This window comes from Bacillus sp. EB106-08-02-XG196 (assembly GCF_013396335.1).
Lineage (GTDB): Bacteria > Bacillota > Bacilli > Bacillales > Cytobacillaceae > Neobacillus.
This window is the reverse complement of record NZ_JABWSY010000012.1, coordinates 96,877-113,368: the sequence shown is the minus strand read 5'-3', so window position 1 is coordinate 113,368 and position 16,492 is coordinate 96,877. Positions and strand designations below refer to the sequence as shown.

Annotated in this window: 18 protein-coding genes and 1 pseudogene; 12 read left to right on the top strand and 7 right to left on the bottom strand. The window is 37.5% G+C overall.

The annotated features are described in order from the left end of the window. Positions 1-369: 369 nt before the first annotated feature. A complete protein-coding gene (locus tag MLOOGBEN_RS19060) occupies positions 370-1,080 on the bottom strand; it encodes a Dph6-related ATP pyrophosphatase (protein ID WP_179159859.1) in 711 nt (236 codons plus the stop codon). 325 nt (positions 1,081-1,405) lie between these two features. On the opposite strand from MLOOGBEN_RS19060, the gene MLOOGBEN_RS19055 reads away from it, so the two are divergent. Beyond that, the gene (locus MLOOGBEN_RS19055; RefSeq protein ID WP_179159858.1) at positions 1,406-1,936 is read left to right on the top strand and encodes a GNAT family N-acetyltransferase; all 531 of its coding nucleotides are present in this window, start codon (positions 1,406-1,408) and stop codon (positions 1,934-1,936) included. A gap of 277 nt (positions 1,937-2,213) precedes the next feature. On the opposite strand, the gene MLOOGBEN_RS19050 is transcribed toward MLOOGBEN_RS19055, so the two are convergent. Then, positions 2,214-2,441: an EthD family reductase gene (locus MLOOGBEN_RS19050; RefSeq protein ID WP_256989190.1), complete on the bottom strand. Its 228-nt coding sequence runs from the start codon at positions 2,439-2,441 to the stop codon at positions 2,214-2,216. A gap of 269 nt (positions 2,442-2,710) precedes the next feature. Between MLOOGBEN_RS19050 and MLOOGBEN_RS19045 the strand changes: the two genes are divergently transcribed. The 6 genes and pseudogenes from MLOOGBEN_RS19045 (at position 2,711) to MLOOGBEN_RS19020 (ending at position 7,869) form a co-directional block, all read left to right on the top strand. Next, the gene (locus MLOOGBEN_RS19045) at positions 2,711-3,187 is read left to right on the top strand and encodes a DUF2975 domain-containing protein (protein WP_179159856.1); all 477 of its coding nucleotides are present in this window, start codon (positions 2,711-2,713) and stop codon (positions 3,185-3,187) included. A 10-nt stretch (positions 3,188-3,197) separates the two neighbouring features. Beyond that, positions 3,198-3,416: a helix-turn-helix domain-containing protein gene (locus MLOOGBEN_RS19040; protein ID WP_133367729.1), complete on the top strand. Its 219-nt coding sequence runs from the start codon at positions 3,198-3,200 to the stop codon at positions 3,414-3,416. 44 nt (positions 3,417-3,460) lie between these two features. After that, positions 3,461-4,252: a DUF817 domain-containing protein gene (locus MLOOGBEN_RS19035; protein ID WP_179159855.1), complete on the top strand. Its 792-nt coding sequence runs from the start codon at positions 3,461-3,463 to the stop codon at positions 4,250-4,252. A 255-nt stretch (positions 4,253-4,507) separates the two neighbouring features. After that, positions 4,508-5,782, top strand: a complete 1,275-nt coding sequence (locus MLOOGBEN_RS19030) for a mechanosensitive ion channel family protein (protein WP_179159854.1) — start codon at positions 4,508-4,510, stop codon at positions 5,780-5,782. A 338-nt stretch (positions 5,783-6,120) separates the two neighbouring features. Beyond that, positions 6,121-6,648: pseudogene (locus MLOOGBEN_RS19025) on the top strand (YceI family protein). Between the two features lie 306 nt (positions 6,649-6,954). Continuing rightward, entirely contained in the window at positions 6,955-7,869 is a 915-nt protein-coding gene (locus MLOOGBEN_RS19020; RefSeq protein ID WP_179159853.1) for a VOC family protein, read from the top strand. 95 nt (positions 7,870-7,964) lie between these two features. Here the strand turns inward: MLOOGBEN_RS19020 and MLOOGBEN_RS19015 are convergent, their stop codons facing one another. The 4 genes from MLOOGBEN_RS19015 to MLOOGBEN_RS19000 form a co-directional block, all read right to left on the bottom strand. After that, positions 7,965-8,750, bottom strand: a complete 786-nt coding sequence (locus tag MLOOGBEN_RS19015) for an ABC transporter permease (RefSeq protein WP_179159852.1) — start codon at positions 8,748-8,750, stop codon at positions 7,965-7,967. 3 nt (positions 8,751-8,753) lie between these two features. Beyond that, complete coding sequence (locus tag MLOOGBEN_RS19010) at positions 8,754-9,545, bottom strand: ABC transporter permease (RefSeq protein ID WP_179159851.1); 792 nt, start codon at positions 9,543-9,545, stop codon at positions 8,754-8,756. Next, the gene (locus tag MLOOGBEN_RS19005) at positions 9,542-10,540 is read right to left on the bottom strand and encodes an ABC transporter ATP-binding protein (RefSeq protein WP_179159850.1); all 999 of its coding nucleotides are present in this window, start codon (positions 10,538-10,540) and stop codon (positions 9,542-9,544) included. The genes MLOOGBEN_RS19010 and MLOOGBEN_RS19005 overlap by 4 nt, the downstream gene beginning before the upstream one ends. Before the next feature lie 234 nt (positions 10,541-10,774). Further along, positions 10,775-12,007 carry an endo-1,4-beta-xylanase gene (locus MLOOGBEN_RS19000; RefSeq protein WP_179159849.1) on the bottom strand — a complete coding sequence of 411 codons (1,233 nt, stop codon included), beginning with the start codon at positions 12,005-12,007 and terminating at the stop codon, positions 10,775-10,777. Between the two features lie 306 nt (positions 12,008-12,313). On the opposite strand from MLOOGBEN_RS19000, the gene MLOOGBEN_RS18995 reads away from it, so the two are divergent. Then, positions 12,314-12,835 (top strand): ECF transporter S component, encoded by a 522-nt coding sequence (locus MLOOGBEN_RS18995; RefSeq protein WP_179159848.1) that lies wholly within the window; start codon positions 12,314-12,316, stop codon positions 12,833-12,835. A gap of 185 nt (positions 12,836-13,020) precedes the next feature. On the opposite strand, the gene MLOOGBEN_RS18990 is transcribed toward MLOOGBEN_RS18995, so the two are convergent. Then, the gene (locus tag MLOOGBEN_RS18990; protein ID WP_179159847.1) at positions 13,021-13,461 is read right to left on the bottom strand and encodes a GNAT family N-acetyltransferase; all 441 of its coding nucleotides are present in this window, start codon (positions 13,459-13,461) and stop codon (positions 13,021-13,023) included. A 109-nt stretch (positions 13,462-13,570) separates the two neighbouring features. Here MLOOGBEN_RS18990 and MLOOGBEN_RS18985 point away from each other — a divergent pair, with 109 nt between their 5' ends. From MLOOGBEN_RS18985 to MLOOGBEN_RS18970, 4 genes are all read left to right on the top strand, one after another. Then, on the top strand, positions 13,571-14,023 hold the full coding sequence (locus tag MLOOGBEN_RS18985; RefSeq protein ID WP_179159846.1) for a MarR family winged helix-turn-helix transcriptional regulator: 453 nt from the start codon (positions 13,571-13,573) through the stop codon (positions 14,021-14,023). 25 nt (positions 14,024-14,048) lie between these two features. Further along, positions 14,049-14,567, top strand: a complete 519-nt coding sequence (gene paiA / locus MLOOGBEN_RS18980; RefSeq protein WP_179159845.1) for a spermidine/spermine N(1)-acetyltransferase — start codon at positions 14,049-14,051, stop codon at positions 14,565-14,567. 67 nt (positions 14,568-14,634) lie between these two features. Continuing rightward, entirely contained in the window at positions 14,635-15,540 is a 906-nt protein-coding gene (gene rbsK, locus MLOOGBEN_RS18975; protein WP_179159844.1) for a ribokinase, read from the top strand. A gap of 15 nt (positions 15,541-15,555) precedes the next feature. Further along, positions 15,556-16,467, top strand: a complete 912-nt coding sequence (locus MLOOGBEN_RS18970) for a nucleoside hydrolase (protein WP_179159843.1) — start codon at positions 15,556-15,558, stop codon at positions 16,465-16,467. The last annotated feature ends 25 nt before the right edge of the window (positions 16,468-16,492 follow it).

The window sequence follows — 16,492 nt, the reverse complement described above, 5'->3', positions numbered from 1 at the left end:
GAGGAAAAACCACTGATGGAAGTCTTTATTATAGGCTGTTTTCGCATTGATTGTTGTTTTCAAACAGATTTAATTCTAGGATTTTGATAAGGCCGCTGAATATGTCTCGGTTGCCTTCGAATTTACCAAACCAGTTTGAATGCGGCAAGGAAGATTCATCCTTAATCGATGGGATTGAGGACAAATCTCACGAGTCACATAAGGATTAGTTCCTAATCTAGGGTCTTGAGGACAAATCTCACGTGCCGCCATAAGGATTAGTCCTTAATCCAGGGTCTTGAGGACAAATCTCGCGTGCCCCATAAGGATTAGTCCTTAATCCAGGGTCTTGTACAAAAAAAAACAACAAAATTTACGAAAAGAGCCTTATTATAAGGTACCCATATCAGCCATCTGATCCAGCTCCAAAGGTAAAAAAGCATATTCTCCGTCCTTGATAATTGCACATTTACGAACTGGAATGGGATGTTTAAAAATAGGACCATCTATGACTGTGGTATGAAACTCGCCACCTTCTCCGCAGGGATCAATCCCACGAGCTTCAAGCTCCTTCACATATTCATAGGTTAATGTTCTCCCTAAATCGTCTTCGAGCATTCCAAGTGATAGATTAACAGTAACAAGGATCGTTACAAATCCTAGATTGATGAACTCTTCGACAGCTTCACGGTGATTCATTTCCCATAAGGGCATCCCCAGCTTTAATTCAGCATTCTTTGTAACTTTTTCATGCCAACAGCCATGAGCAGGCATATCCAAGTCTCCAGTTACTAACACTTCTGCTCCTTGATTTTTAGCTTTTTCTAAAAGTTGCATAAATACTTTTTCATAATCAGTCCAGCTTGCGGCTGCAGTATATACGGGCAAACCTATTGATTTAGCCTGGGCATGTATGAGCTTCGGTGGCATTCCATGGGATCTCGAACGTTTTCCCTCTTCCTCCAGCATGACAATCAGTCCAAGTGCTTCTCCATCCTTCCTAGCTTTATATAGCGCTAAGACACTATCCTTTCCACCGCTAAAAGAAGCTATGAATTTATGGCCGCTAGCACCATTTTTCCAATCTTTTAATTCAGTCATTCCTATCTTCCCCCTTTATTCTAAAAATATTTTTCACGAGATCTATTACTAGTCAGATCAATATTTTACTAATTAGCTTCATAGCCCAATTTTTTTGATTCTATAAAGATTTTACCTTACAATTGCAAATCATGAAATTGATGGATGTTATAATGAGTTCAATCTCGAGAATCTTTTTAAAGAAAGTAGACTTAGTTATTTTCTAGGATTAGAATTCGAAGCTCGAATTCCTTAGTTTTGAACGAAAAGCCATTGGATTAATACTTTTCAGATTGCAATAAAGTGTGATGAAACTCTCAAATAAAAATTTTTTTGGAGGTGTATGATGATTTATTTAGAAACCTCAAGATTGAAACTACGCGACTGGGAAGATACAGACTTAGAGCCATTTAGTCGACTAAATGCGGATGAAAAGGTTATGAAGTATTTTCCTAAAACCTTATCAAGTGAAGAAACAACCGTGTTTTATAAATCAATTATCTCTGAATTTATAGAATGTGGATTTGGGTTATATGCCGTGGATGTAAAGGAAAATAAAGAGTTTATAGGGTTTATAGGATTTCATCGGGCAAACTTCGAGGCAGATTTTACACCATGTGTAGAAATTGGATGGCGCTTGAAACAAGAGGCTTGGGGAAAAGGATATGCAACGGAGGGAGCGGCAGCATGTTTACAATATGGTTTTAAGGAATTGGGTTTTAGTGATATTTATAGTTTTACTGCTGATGTTAATACTCCTTCGAAAAACGTAATGATAAAAATCGGTATGAGTTTTATAAAATATTTTAATCACCCTAAGATTGAGATAAAGAGCCCTTTAAATACACATGTTCTATATCATATAAAGAAAATGTAAATTGCTAGCCTAATTACGTTATTTACTGAAGGGATTAGCTGGAAAGGAACCTTTTATTCTTTTAAGGATTTAAAAAGTAGGCGGAAGTAATGAGCATTCGAGTTTAAAGCAGTTAAAGACCCTAGACAACAACCTTATACCTTTAATAACTAATCCGAAAATGGGACGAGTCTTTCCTTCATAATAGAAGAAAAGAAACGTCCTATTTATTTTTATTCAATAATCGTGATAATCGGAGGTTTTTCCAGGTATTTAAAAAGATTTGGACCGTCTTCTTCTACTTGTTTTGCTTCGGGTTTGCAAATGCTTCTTGAAGTTTTTCCATATTCTCGAATTCTAATATGGTCATCAGATAAAAGTTTAAATTTGTGTTTTGTGAATCTACAACGCGATGCACAGAATCTTTAATAATATTTGGAATCTTCCTGCCAAGTGGAACATGAACATCAAAATAATGCTGATCGAATTTCTCTTTATCAGTTGGTTCCTCATACATAATTACCATCTTCGCCACTGCACACTCACAACTTTCGTTTCTCTATAGGTTATATTTCTATGCCAGTACTTTTTTCTCCTTCAATTGAAAATATTTCCAAAATACTTAAAAGATAAAGAGCATTTCATTGTAATGAGGGAATTGCTTTTATTTTTGTTTAAAATTAAAAGGATTTTTACATAACGATAAGAGTATAATAAAAAAGAATAATAATTTATTGTAAAACGATAAATATCATGTTAATATCAAATAGAAAATAAATTAGTGAGGTGCTTTTTATGAAACGAGGTTCAACAATATTTTTAAGGATGGCTGTTTTTCTTATTGGAACTCCAGTTCTTGCTTTGGGTATATTTGGGTTAACATGGTTACCTAAAAATCCAGCAAATCCAGAATATGCCCATATGCTATATCCTATTGTAATTGGTATGTATGTATCAGTGATACCGTTTTTCGCTGCATTGTATCAGGCTTTTAAACTTTTAAGCTATATAGACAGTAACCAAGCCTTCTCTGAATTGTCTGTTAAAGCTCTAAAGAATATCAAATTCTGTGCAATGACAATCAGTAGTTTGTATGTACTAATTATTCCATTTGTTTTTCTCGTAGCAGACCTGGATGATGCACCAGGACTCGTCATAGTCGGAATGGTCCCTGTTTTCGCTTCAATGGTGATTGCCGTCTTTGCTGCCGTGCTTCAAAGACTTTTACAAGAAGCGATCGATATAAAATCTGAAAATGACTTAACGGTCTGAGGTGAAAACAATGGCAATTATAATAAATATTGATGTGATGTTGGCAAAAAGGAAAATGAGTGTCACCGAACTTTCGGAGAGGGTTGGAATAACGATGGCCAATCTTTCTATATTGAAAAATGGAAAAGCCAAAGCGATTCGATTATCTACATTAGAGGCAATTTGCAAAGCCTTAGATTGTCAACCTGGAGATATTCTAGAATATCGAAGTGACGAAGACACCCCATAAACAGGATAGTCAAACTCTGAAATAACCCTTTGGAGGCACAAACTATGAGAGCACTAAAACAACTCGATTTTTTTGGTTGGGAGCAAGCCCTATCATGTTTGTTTCCTGTTGTTATTTTTGCCTCTTTGGCTTTAACACAGATTGTGCAGCTTCCCTTCCTGCCAAGATATGATTGGCTGCTCATCATCTGTCTTCTGATGCAGTGGTGGATGGTGCGATCTGGGCTTGAAACTCGAGATGAATTAAAGGTTATCACCTTGTTCCATCTAATTGGACTTGCGCTTGAAATTTTCAAGACTCACATGGGTTCCTGGTCTTATCCAGAAGAAGGATATTTCAAAATCTTAGCTGTGCCGTTGTATAGCGGATTCATGTATGCAAGTGTAGCGAGTTATCTTTGTCAGGCGTGGAGGAGGTTAAAGGTAGAACTGGTTAAGTGGCCGCCGTTTTTAGTCGTTGTACCTCTTGCAGCTGCGATTTATTTGAACTTTTTCACTCACCATTTTTGGATTGACGTTCGTTGGTGGCTATCTGCTTTTGTCATGATCGTCTTTTGGAAATCAGGGGTGACATACGTGGTTGGTGGAACCCGTTACCGAATGCCACTGGCACTTTCTTTTGTGCTCATTGGATTTTTTATATGGATAGCTGAAAATATTGCCACGTTCTTTGGAGCTTGGGAATACCCAAATCAAAGCGATGCATGGAGTCTCGTTCATCTAGGAAAGGTGAGTTCATGGCTCTTATTAGTGATTGTTAGCTTTCTTATCGTAGCGACGTTGAAGCTGGTTAAGGGGAGTAATTCATCAAGAATCGATAATAGTAAATTTTTATAGTGTTAGGAAAGCTCATTAATAAAAGTCGAATCCTTAGAATAGTAAGGAATTCGACTTTTTTAGATTGAATTACAAATTTTGAATAAAGTAATATGGAAAAAGAAGCACTTGAGTAGCATACAGTAGCGTTTAATATTTCTATTTTGCAACGGAGTATTTTGAAATGCAATTTAGGAAAAATATATGTAGAATGAGTGATTAGGGTGGTGTATTTAACGAACTGATAACATGTGATGATATACAAGGGAGGAAAATATGAATCTTATTCGGAATCAACTGCTTGAATATGGGATGAATCCAGTCCTTACTGATAATCTTGCTGCTATTATTATGATTCTTTTTATAAGCATTCTCTGTATTATTGCGAATTTTATTACGCAGAAAATCGTGTTGAGGGTCATAACTCATATCATTACAAATAACAAATTCGAGTGGGATAATATCCTTTTAGAAAGGAAGGTTTTTCGCAGGTTATCCCATATTGTTCCGGCAATTATTATTTATTATTTTTCAACCACCTTTCCAGCCTATCAGCACTTAATAGAAAAAGGAGCCATTACCTATATAATTATTGTTGGGTTAATGGTCATTAATAGCTTTTTAAAAGCCGTAAATGATATTTATTTAACCTTTGAAATCTCTAAGACTAAGCCAATCAAAGGATATATTCAGGTTGTCCAAATTATTGTTTTCATTCTTGGAGGACTCGTCGTAATCGCCAATTTGATGGGGGAGAGTCCTTTTATTCTTCTTAGCGGGATCGGTGCTTTATCAGCTGTTCTTCTAATCGTGTTTAGAGATTCACTTTTAGGACTTGTAGCTGGGATTCAATTAGCTGCCAATGATATGGTGCAAGTGGGTGACTGGATTGAAATGCCTAAATATGATGCGGATGGAGATATTATTGATATCTCTTTGAATACGGTAAAAGTTCAGAACTTTGATAAAACGATTACCACAATCCCAAGCTATGCTCTTATTTCTGACTCCTTTAAAAACTGGAGAGGGATGCAAGCTTCTGGCGGACGCCGAATTAAGCGGTCTTTATTTATCGACACCAACAGTATTACGTTTTGCACAGAAGAAATGATAGAGAAATTTAAAACGATCCAATTTCTATCAGATTACATAACTACGAAGGAACATGAAATTGCTGAATACAATGCCAAGAATAAAATAAATCGGAATAATCCAGTCAATGGCCGTGCGCTTACTAATATCGGGGTTTTTAGAGCGTATATTAATCAATATCTTCAACATCACCCAGGAATTAGTCCGGAAATGACTTTACTCGTAAGACAACTAGCACCAACTGAAATGGGATTGCCACTTGAGATTTATGCATTTACCAATGATATTCGCTGGGATGTATATGAAACCATACAATCCGATATCTTTGATCACCTTTTCGCAGTAGCACCGGAATTTGGACTTCATTTATTCCAGAATCCATCTGGGAATGACTTTAAAAATATGATGGGGGATATTGGAGGGAATGTAAGGAGTAGGAGAGAAACAGATTACTCCTAGCAATACCGCCTTATTAGGAAAGACACAACACTTACCAAGGTTGTTAAATCAACGCTTGTGAGTGTTTTTTGTTTTGTATGAAAATGTACAAGGATTTTTTAAAAATTATTGGATCAAAAAAATATTTCCGTAAAGTGTTGACAGTAGGAAGGAATATATGATAAATTTATCTCGAGTTAGAGATAAATAATTTCGAGACAATCAACTGAACTATACTTTCGGATTTGTAGATCTCAATAAGTTTGCCTTTAATTTTTTAGAAGGTTAAGGTAAACAATTTTTTTAGCAATATATCTCAACTTCGAGATAACAATAAAACAAAATGGGGGAATTTTAAAATGGCAAAATGGACAGTAGACTAATCACACTCAAGCGTTGGATTTGAAGTAAAACACATGATGGTATCTAAAGTAAAAGGACAATTTGAGTCCTATACTGCGGAAGTAGAAGCTGCAGATTTAACAGATTTAACTTCAGCTTCAATTTCTTTCAAATTTGACGTTGCAAGCATTAGCACACGCAGCGAAGATCGAGATAACCACTTAAAATCTGCAGATTTCTTTGATGTTGAAAATAACCCAACAATTGAATTTACATCAACAGGCATTACAAAAGATGGAGATGACTACAGAGTAACTGGTGACTTAACGATTAAGGACGTAACAAAACCAGTAACGTTTGCTGTTGAATTCAATGGTAAGGGTACAAACCCATGGGGCGTAGAAGTTTACGGATTTGAAGCAGAAGCGAAAATCAATCGTGAAGAATTTGGTCTTACTTGGAACGCAGCACTTGAAACAGGCGGCGTCCTTGTAGGAAAAGACATCAAAATCAAGGTTGAATTAGAAGTTAACCCAGCAGCATAATTAGTTAGTCGCAAGGTCAATAATAATAAGGTAACTAAAAACCAATTCGAGTATTTACTTGAATATTAAAACACTCACAAACGTTGTTATATCAATGTTTGTGAGTGTTTTTTTGTATTACAGTCTTTCCACTTATCAAGCATATAGAGTTTGTCTCTTTTCTTGTTGAGAATTGCTTCATTTTGAATCGATTAGTAATTACATACAGAAGGAAAATGGTAATATAATATTGAATGATACCTTATACTGGATTTTTGGTCATAACCATGTTGTCTAAAAATGGTAGAAATTAATGGAGGATTAACTATGTCAAAAATAAATCAAAAAATTGTTCCGCATTTATGGTATGACAAGGAGGCAAAGGAAGCCGCCGAATTCTACGCTTCCATTTTCCCAGACTCAAAAATAACGGATATAACTACGATCCATGACACACCATCAGGCGACTCCGATATCGTCTCCTTTGAGCTTTGGGGGCAAAAGTTCATGGCAATCAGCGCAGGACCTTATTTCAACATCAATCCATCGGTGTCCTTTATCGTAAATTTTGACCCATCTCGAGAAAAAGATGCGAGTGAAAAATTAGATGAGGTTTGGAACAAATTGTCCGAAGGCGGAACAGCGTTAATGCCACTTGATCAGTATCCGTTCAGCGAGAAATATGGCTGGATTCAGGATAAGTATGGTTTATCCTGGCAATTAATGCTTACCAATCCTGAAGGTGAAGAGCGGCCAACAATTGTGCCGTCACTTTTGTTTGTGGGTGATCAATGCGGCAAAACAGAAGAGGCAATTAACTTTTATTTATCAGTATTTAAGAACGGAAAGCAGGGACATATCGCCCGCTACTCTGATGGCATGGAACCTGATAAAGAAGGAACTATCATGTTCGCTGACTTTTGCTTAGAAAATCAGTGGTTTGCTGCAATGGATAGTGCGCATGAGCATAAATTCAATTTTAACGAAGCTATCTCATTTATGGTATATTGCGACACACAAGAAGAGATTGATTACTACTGGGACAGGCTCTCTGCAGTTCCAGAAGCCGAGCAATGCGGCTGGCTGAAAGATAAGTTTCGCGTATCATGGCAGATTGTGCCAAGTGAGATGGACGAGATGATGAGTAAGGGCACACCGGAGCAACTTAAGCGCCTAACAAAAGCATTTCTTAAAATGAAGAAATTTGATCTTGTGGAATTAAAGAATGCATTCAAGGGATAATGAGAAATAAAGCCCTTAAGAAGCCTTGATGGCTTCTAAGGGCTTATTATAGTTTTAGGAGTTGGCTATATGATTCTATCGTTTTAATTCAAATGTTAATTCCCAGCCCCACGATACCTCTTGACTCCAGCATTCCACAGCAAAATCGCAATCCCGAAGAACAGAAGTCCCATAACGGGTGTGAAAAAGGCGTAGCCATACCATTCTTCACGTTTCAAAAAATAGGAAGCTGGATATACACCGACAAAGGCAAAAGGTAGAATCCACGTTAACACAAATTGAATCACCTTGTTGTAAATGTTAATAGGATAGCGGCCGTAATTGCTGATGTTATACATCATGGGCATAATATCGGTACGGCTGTCTGACCAGAATCCAATCGTTGCAATCGAAATAAAGACTCCAGCGTAAATAAATGCCCCGCCAATCACCATGAGAATAAAGATCAAAATATCGTACCAAGAAAAAGTAAGTTCTAGATTTGCCATGGCATAACCCATAACCAATAAGCCTGTAATCGCACCGAATAAAGATTCCAGCTCGATTCGTTCCAATATTATTTGGAAAAGACTGTGAACCGGCCGTGTCAAAATACGATCCATTTCGCCTTTGACAATATAGCGTTCATTAAAGTCCCATATGTTAAAAAAGGACGAAAATAGCGCATAAGGAACAAGGAAAAATCCATAAATAAAAATGATTTCATCTCGGTTCCAGCCGCCTAAAAAAGCTGTATGGCGGAAAACGATTATTATGAAAAGTAGGTTGACACCTTGAAATAATAGGTCAGATAGGATTTCAATAATCGTATCAACACGGTAAGTGAGCCTTGTTTTTAAATATTGAGAGGCGTATTGAAAGAACAATGATAGATAAAACATTGGTCAGCCTCCTTGTACAATTAAGTGTTTTTTTGCCTGCGACCATAGTAGGCGGATAGGAATCAGTAAAATGACCACCCAGAATACTTGTGAAAGCAAAGCATTATAGATTTCTTGACCAACAAAGCCTTCTGTAAAAATCATACTAGGAACATAGCTGATCGCTTGAAAGGGCAAATACGACATTACGTCCTGAGCCCATACTGGATAAAAAGAGATTGGGAGAAGTAATCCTGAGAACAAATCAATCACGACACGTTTTGCTCGAATCAACCCTGTGTTATTAAATAAAAAGAACGTCATGATACCTGTTAATAAGTTGATATGCGTATTAACAATAAAACTAAAAACAAGCGAGATACAGAAAAATATCCACGTTGTCAAACTAGCATCAAAGCGAACTGGAAATATTAAGGCAACAATAATCATACCTGGGACAGAGAAAAACAATAAGCGAAAGACGCCTTCCCCAAGTGCCTGCATGGTTTTCATCCCTAAATAGTTATAAGGGCGGATCATTTCAATCGCGACTTTGCCGTCTTTGATTTCAGCCGCAATTTCACGATCAATATTGTTATAATAAAACGCTCTTGCCATCCAAGCGACTGCCACATAGGTAGTCATTTGAGCGACTGATAATCCCTGGATCTCTTCTTTCCCTCCATAAATCGCTGACCATAAAAAATAGTAGGCTCCAATATTAATGCTGTAAATTAAAATCCCGCTATAATAGTTTGTCCGGTAAGCGAGCATCATTAAAAAACGCACTCGAATCATTTCTAAATACATACTCATGTGAGGGCCATACCTTCTTCATAAATCTTCCGTACAATCTCTTCCGTAGAAACTTCATTGATTCGAACATTCTTAATCGGATTCCTCTGGATGACATCACTAATCAATCGAGAGACCATTTGTTCATCCCCATTGACATACCCGAGCCAGGTGGTGGCATCCTTTTGTTCCCATTGAATATTCTCGACACGAGGCAGGGAGCTGCGAGGAACTTCTGACAAAAATTCAAATTCGATTTGTTTTCCTTCCACGGCATGTTGTTGAAGTTGATTTAACTTGCCATCATAAATAATTTTTCCTTCATCTAATAACACCACTCGTTCACAAAGAGCTTCAATATCCGTTAAGTCATGTGTCGTCAAGAGAATGGTGGTTTTATATTGTTCGTTAATTTCCTGGAGAAACTTTCGAATTTTTAATTTCACCAATACATCTAGCCCAATCGTTGGCTCGTCCAAAAAGAGAAGAGGAGGATTGTGTACGAGAGCAGCGGCTAATTCGCAGCGCATCCGTTGTCCAAGAGACAGCTTTCGGACCGGTTTATCTAGTAAAGGACCGATTTCTAACGTCTCGATCACATGGCCCATATGATGGTTATAGTCGTCATCCGAAACACGGTATACTTTTTTTAATAACCGGAAAGACTCTTGAACCGCAATATCCCACCATAGCTGTGACCGCTGACCGAACACCACGCCAATGGTTCGCACGAATTCCTCCCGCTGCTTATGGGGATTCATCCCATTTACGATAATGGAACCGGATGTGGGAGTCAATATGCCGGTTAACATCTTAATTGTCGTTGATTTACCAGCACCATTCTCACCAATATAACCAACCATTTCCCCTTGTTTAACCGTAAGTGAAATATTATCAACAGCCGCATGGACTTTATAATTTCTCGTAAATAAATCTCGAAACGCTCCAGCCAAACCGGGCCTGCTTGTATAGGAATTAAATTCTTTCCGTAAATTTTGAACCTCGATGACATTCATTTCGTTTCCTCCTAGGAGTTAAAAAAACAAGATTGAAAAGTGTCTTACCAATCTTAAATAATAACGTGAGCTAGTTTTTGATGCAAGTATGGTGCACTTTACATCCGGTGATAACCAATATTGGCGAAAAATACAACGCTTAGCATTAACTAAAGTGTAATCATGGATAGAATATAAGATAAATGAAAAGCTTCCGGCCAGAATTTGGACGGAAGCTTTTTTTAAGTACATCGATTAGATTGTAATTTGTACTGGTTCAGCATCTTTATCTAATTTAAAGCTTACTTTCTTATCTCTACAAACAAGATCATATTCACCAAGGAATCCTTCAAATGAAACGATACCGTTTTGATCTGTCTTACATGTCACATTTGTAGACCAGTCACCTTTAATCAGTTTCTTTAATCCTTCATAAGCAGGTTTTGGGCTATTGTCTCTTCTGACAAATCCAGCAGGAGCACCAAGCCATGCACCATCATCACTGAAGGACCAGGTCGTAATGGCTTCTACCTGAGGATGTTTAAACAGTATAGAATACATTTCTTCAACTTCTTTTGCCTGACGTTCTTCAAACTCTGGTGTAGATGGCCAGTCTTGTATCTGATAATCATTCAGGTCTTCTATTTCAGGCGGCATAAGATGCCCCGATGTCAGTGTGTTTTCTGTAAAGTGCAGGGGAAGACCAAAGTGAGAGAAACGATCTAGTATTTCTTCTAATTTCTCACGTCCCCAATATCCCTGATGCTGATGTGACTGAATGCCAATCGCATCAATGGAAATACCAGCCTGCAAGCAGCCATCAATTAAGATTTCATAGTTAATAGAAGTATTAAAGTCATTTAATAATAGTGTTGCCCCAGGATTAAATTCACGGGTCTTTGCAAACATTTCTTTAATAATGCCAACGCGGCCAAGATCTTTAGAGATTCTTGTGATGCCATTGTCATACTTATCAAAGATTGGCATGATCACAACTTCATTCATCACATCCCACATATCGATTAAACCTTTGAAATCTGATACTTCACGTTCAATTCTAGCAAACTGTGCTTTCAGTATTTCTTCATTGCTCATATCCAGAAGCCATGGGGCCGTAACGGTGTGCCAGCAAAGAGGATGTCCTTTTACTGCTACATTTCTTTCTTTTAACCACTGAGCAGCAGCCTTTAATTCGTTTGTCCGTGGTTTTCCATTTTCAGGTTCGAATGTTCCCCAATAGAAAGGTAGTGTTGCAGAGTTAAATACATCTAAGAACTTTTCCAGTTTATTTTCCAAAAATACAAGTCTGTCTGCTGCTACATTTTTGTTTGCTACTTCAATTGCATCGAAAATACCGCAGCCAAATAAGAACTTATGATTTGTCAGCTTAAGTGATACTTCCTTTCCTGCAACTGGATATCCTGATGTATCGACAAGTTTGATTGTCTTGCTCGCCATACGGTGTGCAAATTCATTTGTCTGTACCATTATACTACCTCCATTTTCATAACCGTTTCTCACAGTTCTATTAAAAGAAAACGCATTCGTAATTCAACAAAATTTTAGCAAACATTGTATATTCAGTAAACTAACTATTGTGATCATCTATAGTTTTTAAAGTAAGTAGTTTAATAATTATGGTAGTAATAGAGAAGATCGCTATCTATTTTCTTAGCAATTAATCCAATAAGTGGATGTGGAGCGGTTAGTGACTATATGTACTATTCGGAACTTTCTATTTAAAAAAATAGAATTGTATGATATTATTTTAAAAAAACAGAAGAGGTTGTCTTTATGAATTCACTATCCGCACCGACAGTATCAACAAAAACAAAAACCATCGTCATCAATTCACTTTTCATCGCATTAACCCTAGTGGCTACGATGTTCATCAACATAAAGCTCCCGATAATGGGTAACGGAGGCCTAATCCATCTCGGTAACGTACCGCTTTTTATAGCAGCCTTTGTTTACGGCAAAAAAACGGGAGCAGTAGCAGGTGCGTTCGGAATGGGCTTATTCGATCTTCTCTCTGGCTGGGCACTTTGGGCACCATTTACATTTATCATTGTAGGTGCAATGGGCTTCGTCGCCGGACTTATTTCTGAAAAAGTACCGGGCAAAAGGATCTATGTTAACACTCTGGCCGTTGCTACTGCACTCATCATTAAAGTGGTTGGCTATTATTTTACAGAAGTGCTCCTTTATGGTAACTGGATACAGCCATTCGGCTCCATCCCTGGAAACATTATGCAGGTCGCCATAGCAGGTATAATCGTTATACCTCTTGTAGTTCGCTTAAGGAAAAGAGTTTAATTCGTATAGGGTCAATGTTCATGCACTTGATCGACCCAGACTAACAATACAGTATCTATTGAAAATGATAAAGACACTCACAATTATTGATTTATCAATAGATGTGAGTGCTTTTTTTTGCATATAATGCCCTTGCTGCTGAAATTCTAAAATATGAGGAGTGTGTGTAAACACTAGGCAGTTCATTACCGATTAAATAATTCTTTCGTCATCAATAAATGGGGAATTCCGTCCTCTATAAAAATGTTTGATGAACTCTGATAACCTAGTTTTTTATAAAAGCCCTCTGCTTGTGTTTGTCCGTGTAATTTGACCTTCTTCGCGCCTCGTTCCTGTGCACTTCCCTCTAATGCGGTAATAATTACCTTACCTAGACCGAATTTCCGGTATGGTTCTAGAATACAAATTCTCTCTAATTTTCCAAATTCATCAACCCATCGTACTCGTCCTGTTCCGACAGGTTGTTCTTCGAAATAAACTAAGAGATGTTCACATTGACCATTCAGATTGTCAAACTCGTCAAATTCATCCTCTAAGGGTACGCCTTGTTCCTCAACAAATACCTCTTTTCTAATTTGAAATGCCTTTTTTAAATCTTCTTCCATCGTTAATCTTTTTGTCTTCATTATTTTCAATCCTTTATTTTTTTTGTTGTATTTACAATAATATTAGGTTAAATTTAATTTATAGTAAATATGTTGTAATTGCAACAAAAACTTCATCTAAGGAGAAATTATGAAGGAAATTTTGCGCGAAATTGGAATGATCGCTAGAGCATTAGATTCGATAAGTAATATTGAATTTAAAGAATTGGAGCTTACGAAAGGGCAATATTTGTACCTTGTGCGGATATGTGAAAACCCTGGAATCATTCAAGAAAAGGTAGCTGAAATGATTAAAGTGGACCGAACAACAGCAGCACGCGCTATCCAAAAACTTGAAATGAATGGCTTTATTGAAAAGAAAGACGACCAACATAACAAGAAAATTAAAAAACTCTTTCCAACAGAGAAAGGGAAAACTGTGTATCCGTTTATAAAAAGAGAACATAATTATTCCAATACCGTTGCATTAGAGGGATTTTCAGAAAGAGAAATAGACACCATTTTTAATCTTCTTCAAAGAGTAAGAAAGAATATAGAAAAAGACTGGGAACATGTAAAAAAGGGAAACAAGAGAAATTATTGATTAGATAAAGGAGCGGCATACTATTATGAGTATAAATATAAAACATTGTACCATTGAAGACTTATCCATACTTCAAGAAATGAGTATCGAAACATTTATTGAGACATTTAAGGATCAGAACTCACCTGAAAATATGAATGCTTATTTGGAGAGGGCATTTAACCTAAACCAATTAGAAAAAGAATTAGCTACTATTTCTTCGCAATTCTTCTTTGTTATTTTTAATAATGAAGTGGCTGGATATTTAAAAGTGAATACCAAGGATGCTCAGTCAGAAAATATGGGGGAGGATTCCCTTGAAATCGAGAGGATTTATATAAGGTCCAAATTTCAAAAACTTGGGCTTGGTAAATATCTCATTAATAAGGCGATAGAAATTGCGGTGGAACAAGAAAAAAACAAAATCTGGCTTGGTGTTTGGGAAAGGAACGAGAACGCGATTGCTTTTTACAAGAAAATAGGGTTCGTACAAGCCGGTGCTCACTCCTTTTATATGGGTGATGAAGAACAAATAGACTTTATCATGATTAAATCACTTAAATGACATAATTAATGATGTTTAGGCAATTTTAGTAGTAGCATGTTCCGAGTAAAGAAAGGGATGGTGGGATATGGCGGGTAGAAAAATAACCGTAATTGGAAGTATTAACATGGATTTAGTCACGAGTACCACTCAAATACCTAAGGTTGGAGAAACGGTGTTAGGTCATTCTTTTCATACCATTCCAGGTGGAAAGGGGGCTAACCAAGCTGTGGCCGCAGCCCGGCTTGGAGCGGATATAACAATGATTGGCGCTGTGGGGAACGATTCTTTTGGTAAAACACTAGTGGACCATTTAACAAACCAAGGAATAAACACTAAAAGGATTATGACAGTTAAGGATACTTCTACTGGAATTGCTACTATTATATTATCCGAAGGAGACAACAGTATTATTGTTGTACCCGGAGCCAATAACCATGTAACTCCGGAAGTAATCGAAAAACATGAAGAGGCAATCGAAAATAGCAATATTCTTCTCTTACAATTAGAGATTCCCCTAGAAAGTGTCGTTAGAGCAGTAGAACTTGCCAAAAGGCATGGGGTCCTAACGATAGTAAATCCAGCACCTATTCAAAAGCTTCCCAAAGAATTACTAGAGTTGGTGGATTATGTAACACCTAATGAACATGAACAGGCACTGCTGTTTGCTTCCGTAGACGGGACGGATCAAGAATTAGAAAAATTAAAGAAAAAGTGTATTGTAACAAAAGGGTCCCAAGGCGTTATGATTTATAAAAATGGTGAAAAAATAGAAATTTCCAGCATCCAGGTGGAGGCTGCTGATACAACAGGTGCAGGAGATTCATTTAATGGTGCATTGGCCACAGCTTTATGTGAGGGGCTTGAGATCGAAGAGGCGTGTCGAATTGCCAATGTTGTTGGGGCTATCTCGGTTACGAAGCTAGGGGCACAAACTGGGATGCCAACCAAAAAGGAAGTCGAAGAATTTTTACAGGTACATAAATCGTTTTAATTGGAGTGAGTGTTAATGAAGCCAGTTATATTGGATGTGGATACAGGTATAGATGATGCGTTAGCGATGGCCTATGCATTAAATTCCCCAGAGTTAGAGATCATTGGTCTGACAACATGCTTTGGGAATGGGCCTATTGAATATACCACCCGCAATACATTAGTGATCTTAGAGCAACTAGGAAAAACTGTCCCTGTATATTCAGGAGCTGATAAACCGCTAAAACGTGCTAGAAAAGAATTCCCTACACATGTTCATGGTGAAGACGGTCTGGGTAACAAATTCGAAAAAGCTCCGGTCAGGGAAGCAGAAACTGAAGGCGCTGTGGATTTTATCATTAGCCAAGTGAAAAAGCGCCCACACGAGATTACGATCATTGCGGTCGGACCACTTACGAATCTGGCGCACGCCGTTCAAAAGGAACCTGAAATAGCTTCACTTGTAAAAGATGTAGTCATCATGGGTGGTGCTGTTTTTGTAAGGGGTAATGTCACCCCATATAGCGAAGCTAATATAATTTCTGACCCGGATGCAGCTGATTGTGTGTTTTCATCAGGGCTGCCAGTAACGGTTGTAGGTCTTGATGTGACGATGCAGACACTATTGCCGAACGCGAGGTTAGCTGATTGGCGAGCCCTAGATACAGATGTATCCCATTTTTTTGCAGATATGACCAGTTTTTATATGCAATCCTATGAAAGGTTCCACCCAGGTATTGGTGGCTGTGCTTTACACGACCCTCTTGCGGTAGGTGTTGTTATTGACCCTGGTTTCGTTAAGAAGGAAAAATGGAATGTTAAGGTTGTCTTAGAAGGGGAAGAATACGGGAGAACGGTAGCGCACGCTGAAGGTGAGCAGCAAATTCAAGTATGTACACAAGTAGAAGCAGACAGGTTTCTAAACCATTTTCTAGATCGACTTTTTTAGGTATAAATTTTTATTACCTCTAATA

Excerpts from the sequence above, each read along its gene's own strand:
- MLOOGBEN_RS19060 (WP_179159859.1), bottom strand. The coding sequence starts at position 1,080 with ATGACTGAATTAAAAGATTGGAAAAATGGTGCTAGCGGCCATAAATTC.
- MLOOGBEN_RS19055 (WP_179159858.1), top strand. The coding sequence starts at position 1,406 with ATGATTTATTTAGAAACCTCAAGATTGAAACTACGCGACTGGGAAGAT.
- MLOOGBEN_RS19050 (WP_256989190.1), bottom strand. The coding sequence starts at position 2,441 with ATGGTAATTATGTATGAGGAACCAACTGATAAAGAGAAATTCGATCAG.
- MLOOGBEN_RS19045 (WP_179159856.1), top strand. The coding sequence starts at position 2,711 with ATGAAACGAGGTTCAACAATATTTTTAAGGATGGCTGTTTTTCTTATT.
- MLOOGBEN_RS19040 (WP_133367729.1), top strand. The coding sequence starts at position 3,198 with ATGGCAATTATAATAAATATTGATGTGATGTTGGCAAAAAGGAAAATG.
- MLOOGBEN_RS19035 (WP_179159855.1), top strand. The coding sequence starts at position 3,461 with ATGAGAGCACTAAAACAACTCGATTTTTTTGGTTGGGAGCAAGCCCTA.
- MLOOGBEN_RS19030 (WP_179159854.1), top strand. The coding sequence starts at position 4,508 with ATGAATCTTATTCGGAATCAACTGCTTGAATATGGGATGAATCCAGTC.
- MLOOGBEN_RS19020 (WP_179159853.1), top strand. The coding sequence starts at position 6,955 with ATGTCAAAAATAAATCAAAAAATTGTTCCGCATTTATGGTATGACAAG.
- MLOOGBEN_RS19015 (WP_179159852.1), bottom strand. The coding sequence starts at position 8,750 with ATGTTTTATCTATCATTGTTCTTTCAATACGCCTCTCAATATTTAAAA.
- MLOOGBEN_RS19010 (WP_179159851.1), bottom strand. The coding sequence starts at position 9,545 with ATGAGTATGTATTTAGAAATGATTCGAGTGCGTTTTTTAATGATGCTC.
- MLOOGBEN_RS19005 (WP_179159850.1), bottom strand. The coding sequence starts at position 10,540 with ATGAATGTCATCGAGGTTCAAAATTTACGGAAAGAATTTAATTCCTAT.
- MLOOGBEN_RS19000 (WP_179159849.1), bottom strand. The coding sequence starts at position 12,007 with ATGGTACAGACAAATGAATTTGCACACCGTATGGCGAGCAAGACAATC.
- MLOOGBEN_RS18995 (WP_179159848.1), top strand. The coding sequence starts at position 12,314 with ATGAATTCACTATCCGCACCGACAGTATCAACAAAAACAAAAACCATC.
- MLOOGBEN_RS18990 (WP_179159847.1), bottom strand. The coding sequence starts at position 13,461 with ATGAAGACAAAAAGATTAACGATGGAAGAAGATTTAAAAAAGGCATTT.
- MLOOGBEN_RS18985 (WP_179159846.1), top strand. The coding sequence starts at position 13,571 with ATGAAGGAAATTTTGCGCGAAATTGGAATGATCGCTAGAGCATTAGAT.
- paiA (WP_179159845.1), top strand. The coding sequence starts at position 14,049 with ATGAGTATAAATATAAAACATTGTACCATTGAAGACTTATCCATACTT.
- rbsK (WP_179159844.1), top strand. The coding sequence starts at position 14,635 with ATGGCGGGTAGAAAAATAACCGTAATTGGAAGTATTAACATGGATTTA.
- MLOOGBEN_RS18970 (WP_179159843.1), top strand. The coding sequence starts at position 15,556 with ATGAAGCCAGTTATATTGGATGTGGATACAGGTATAGATGATGCGTTA.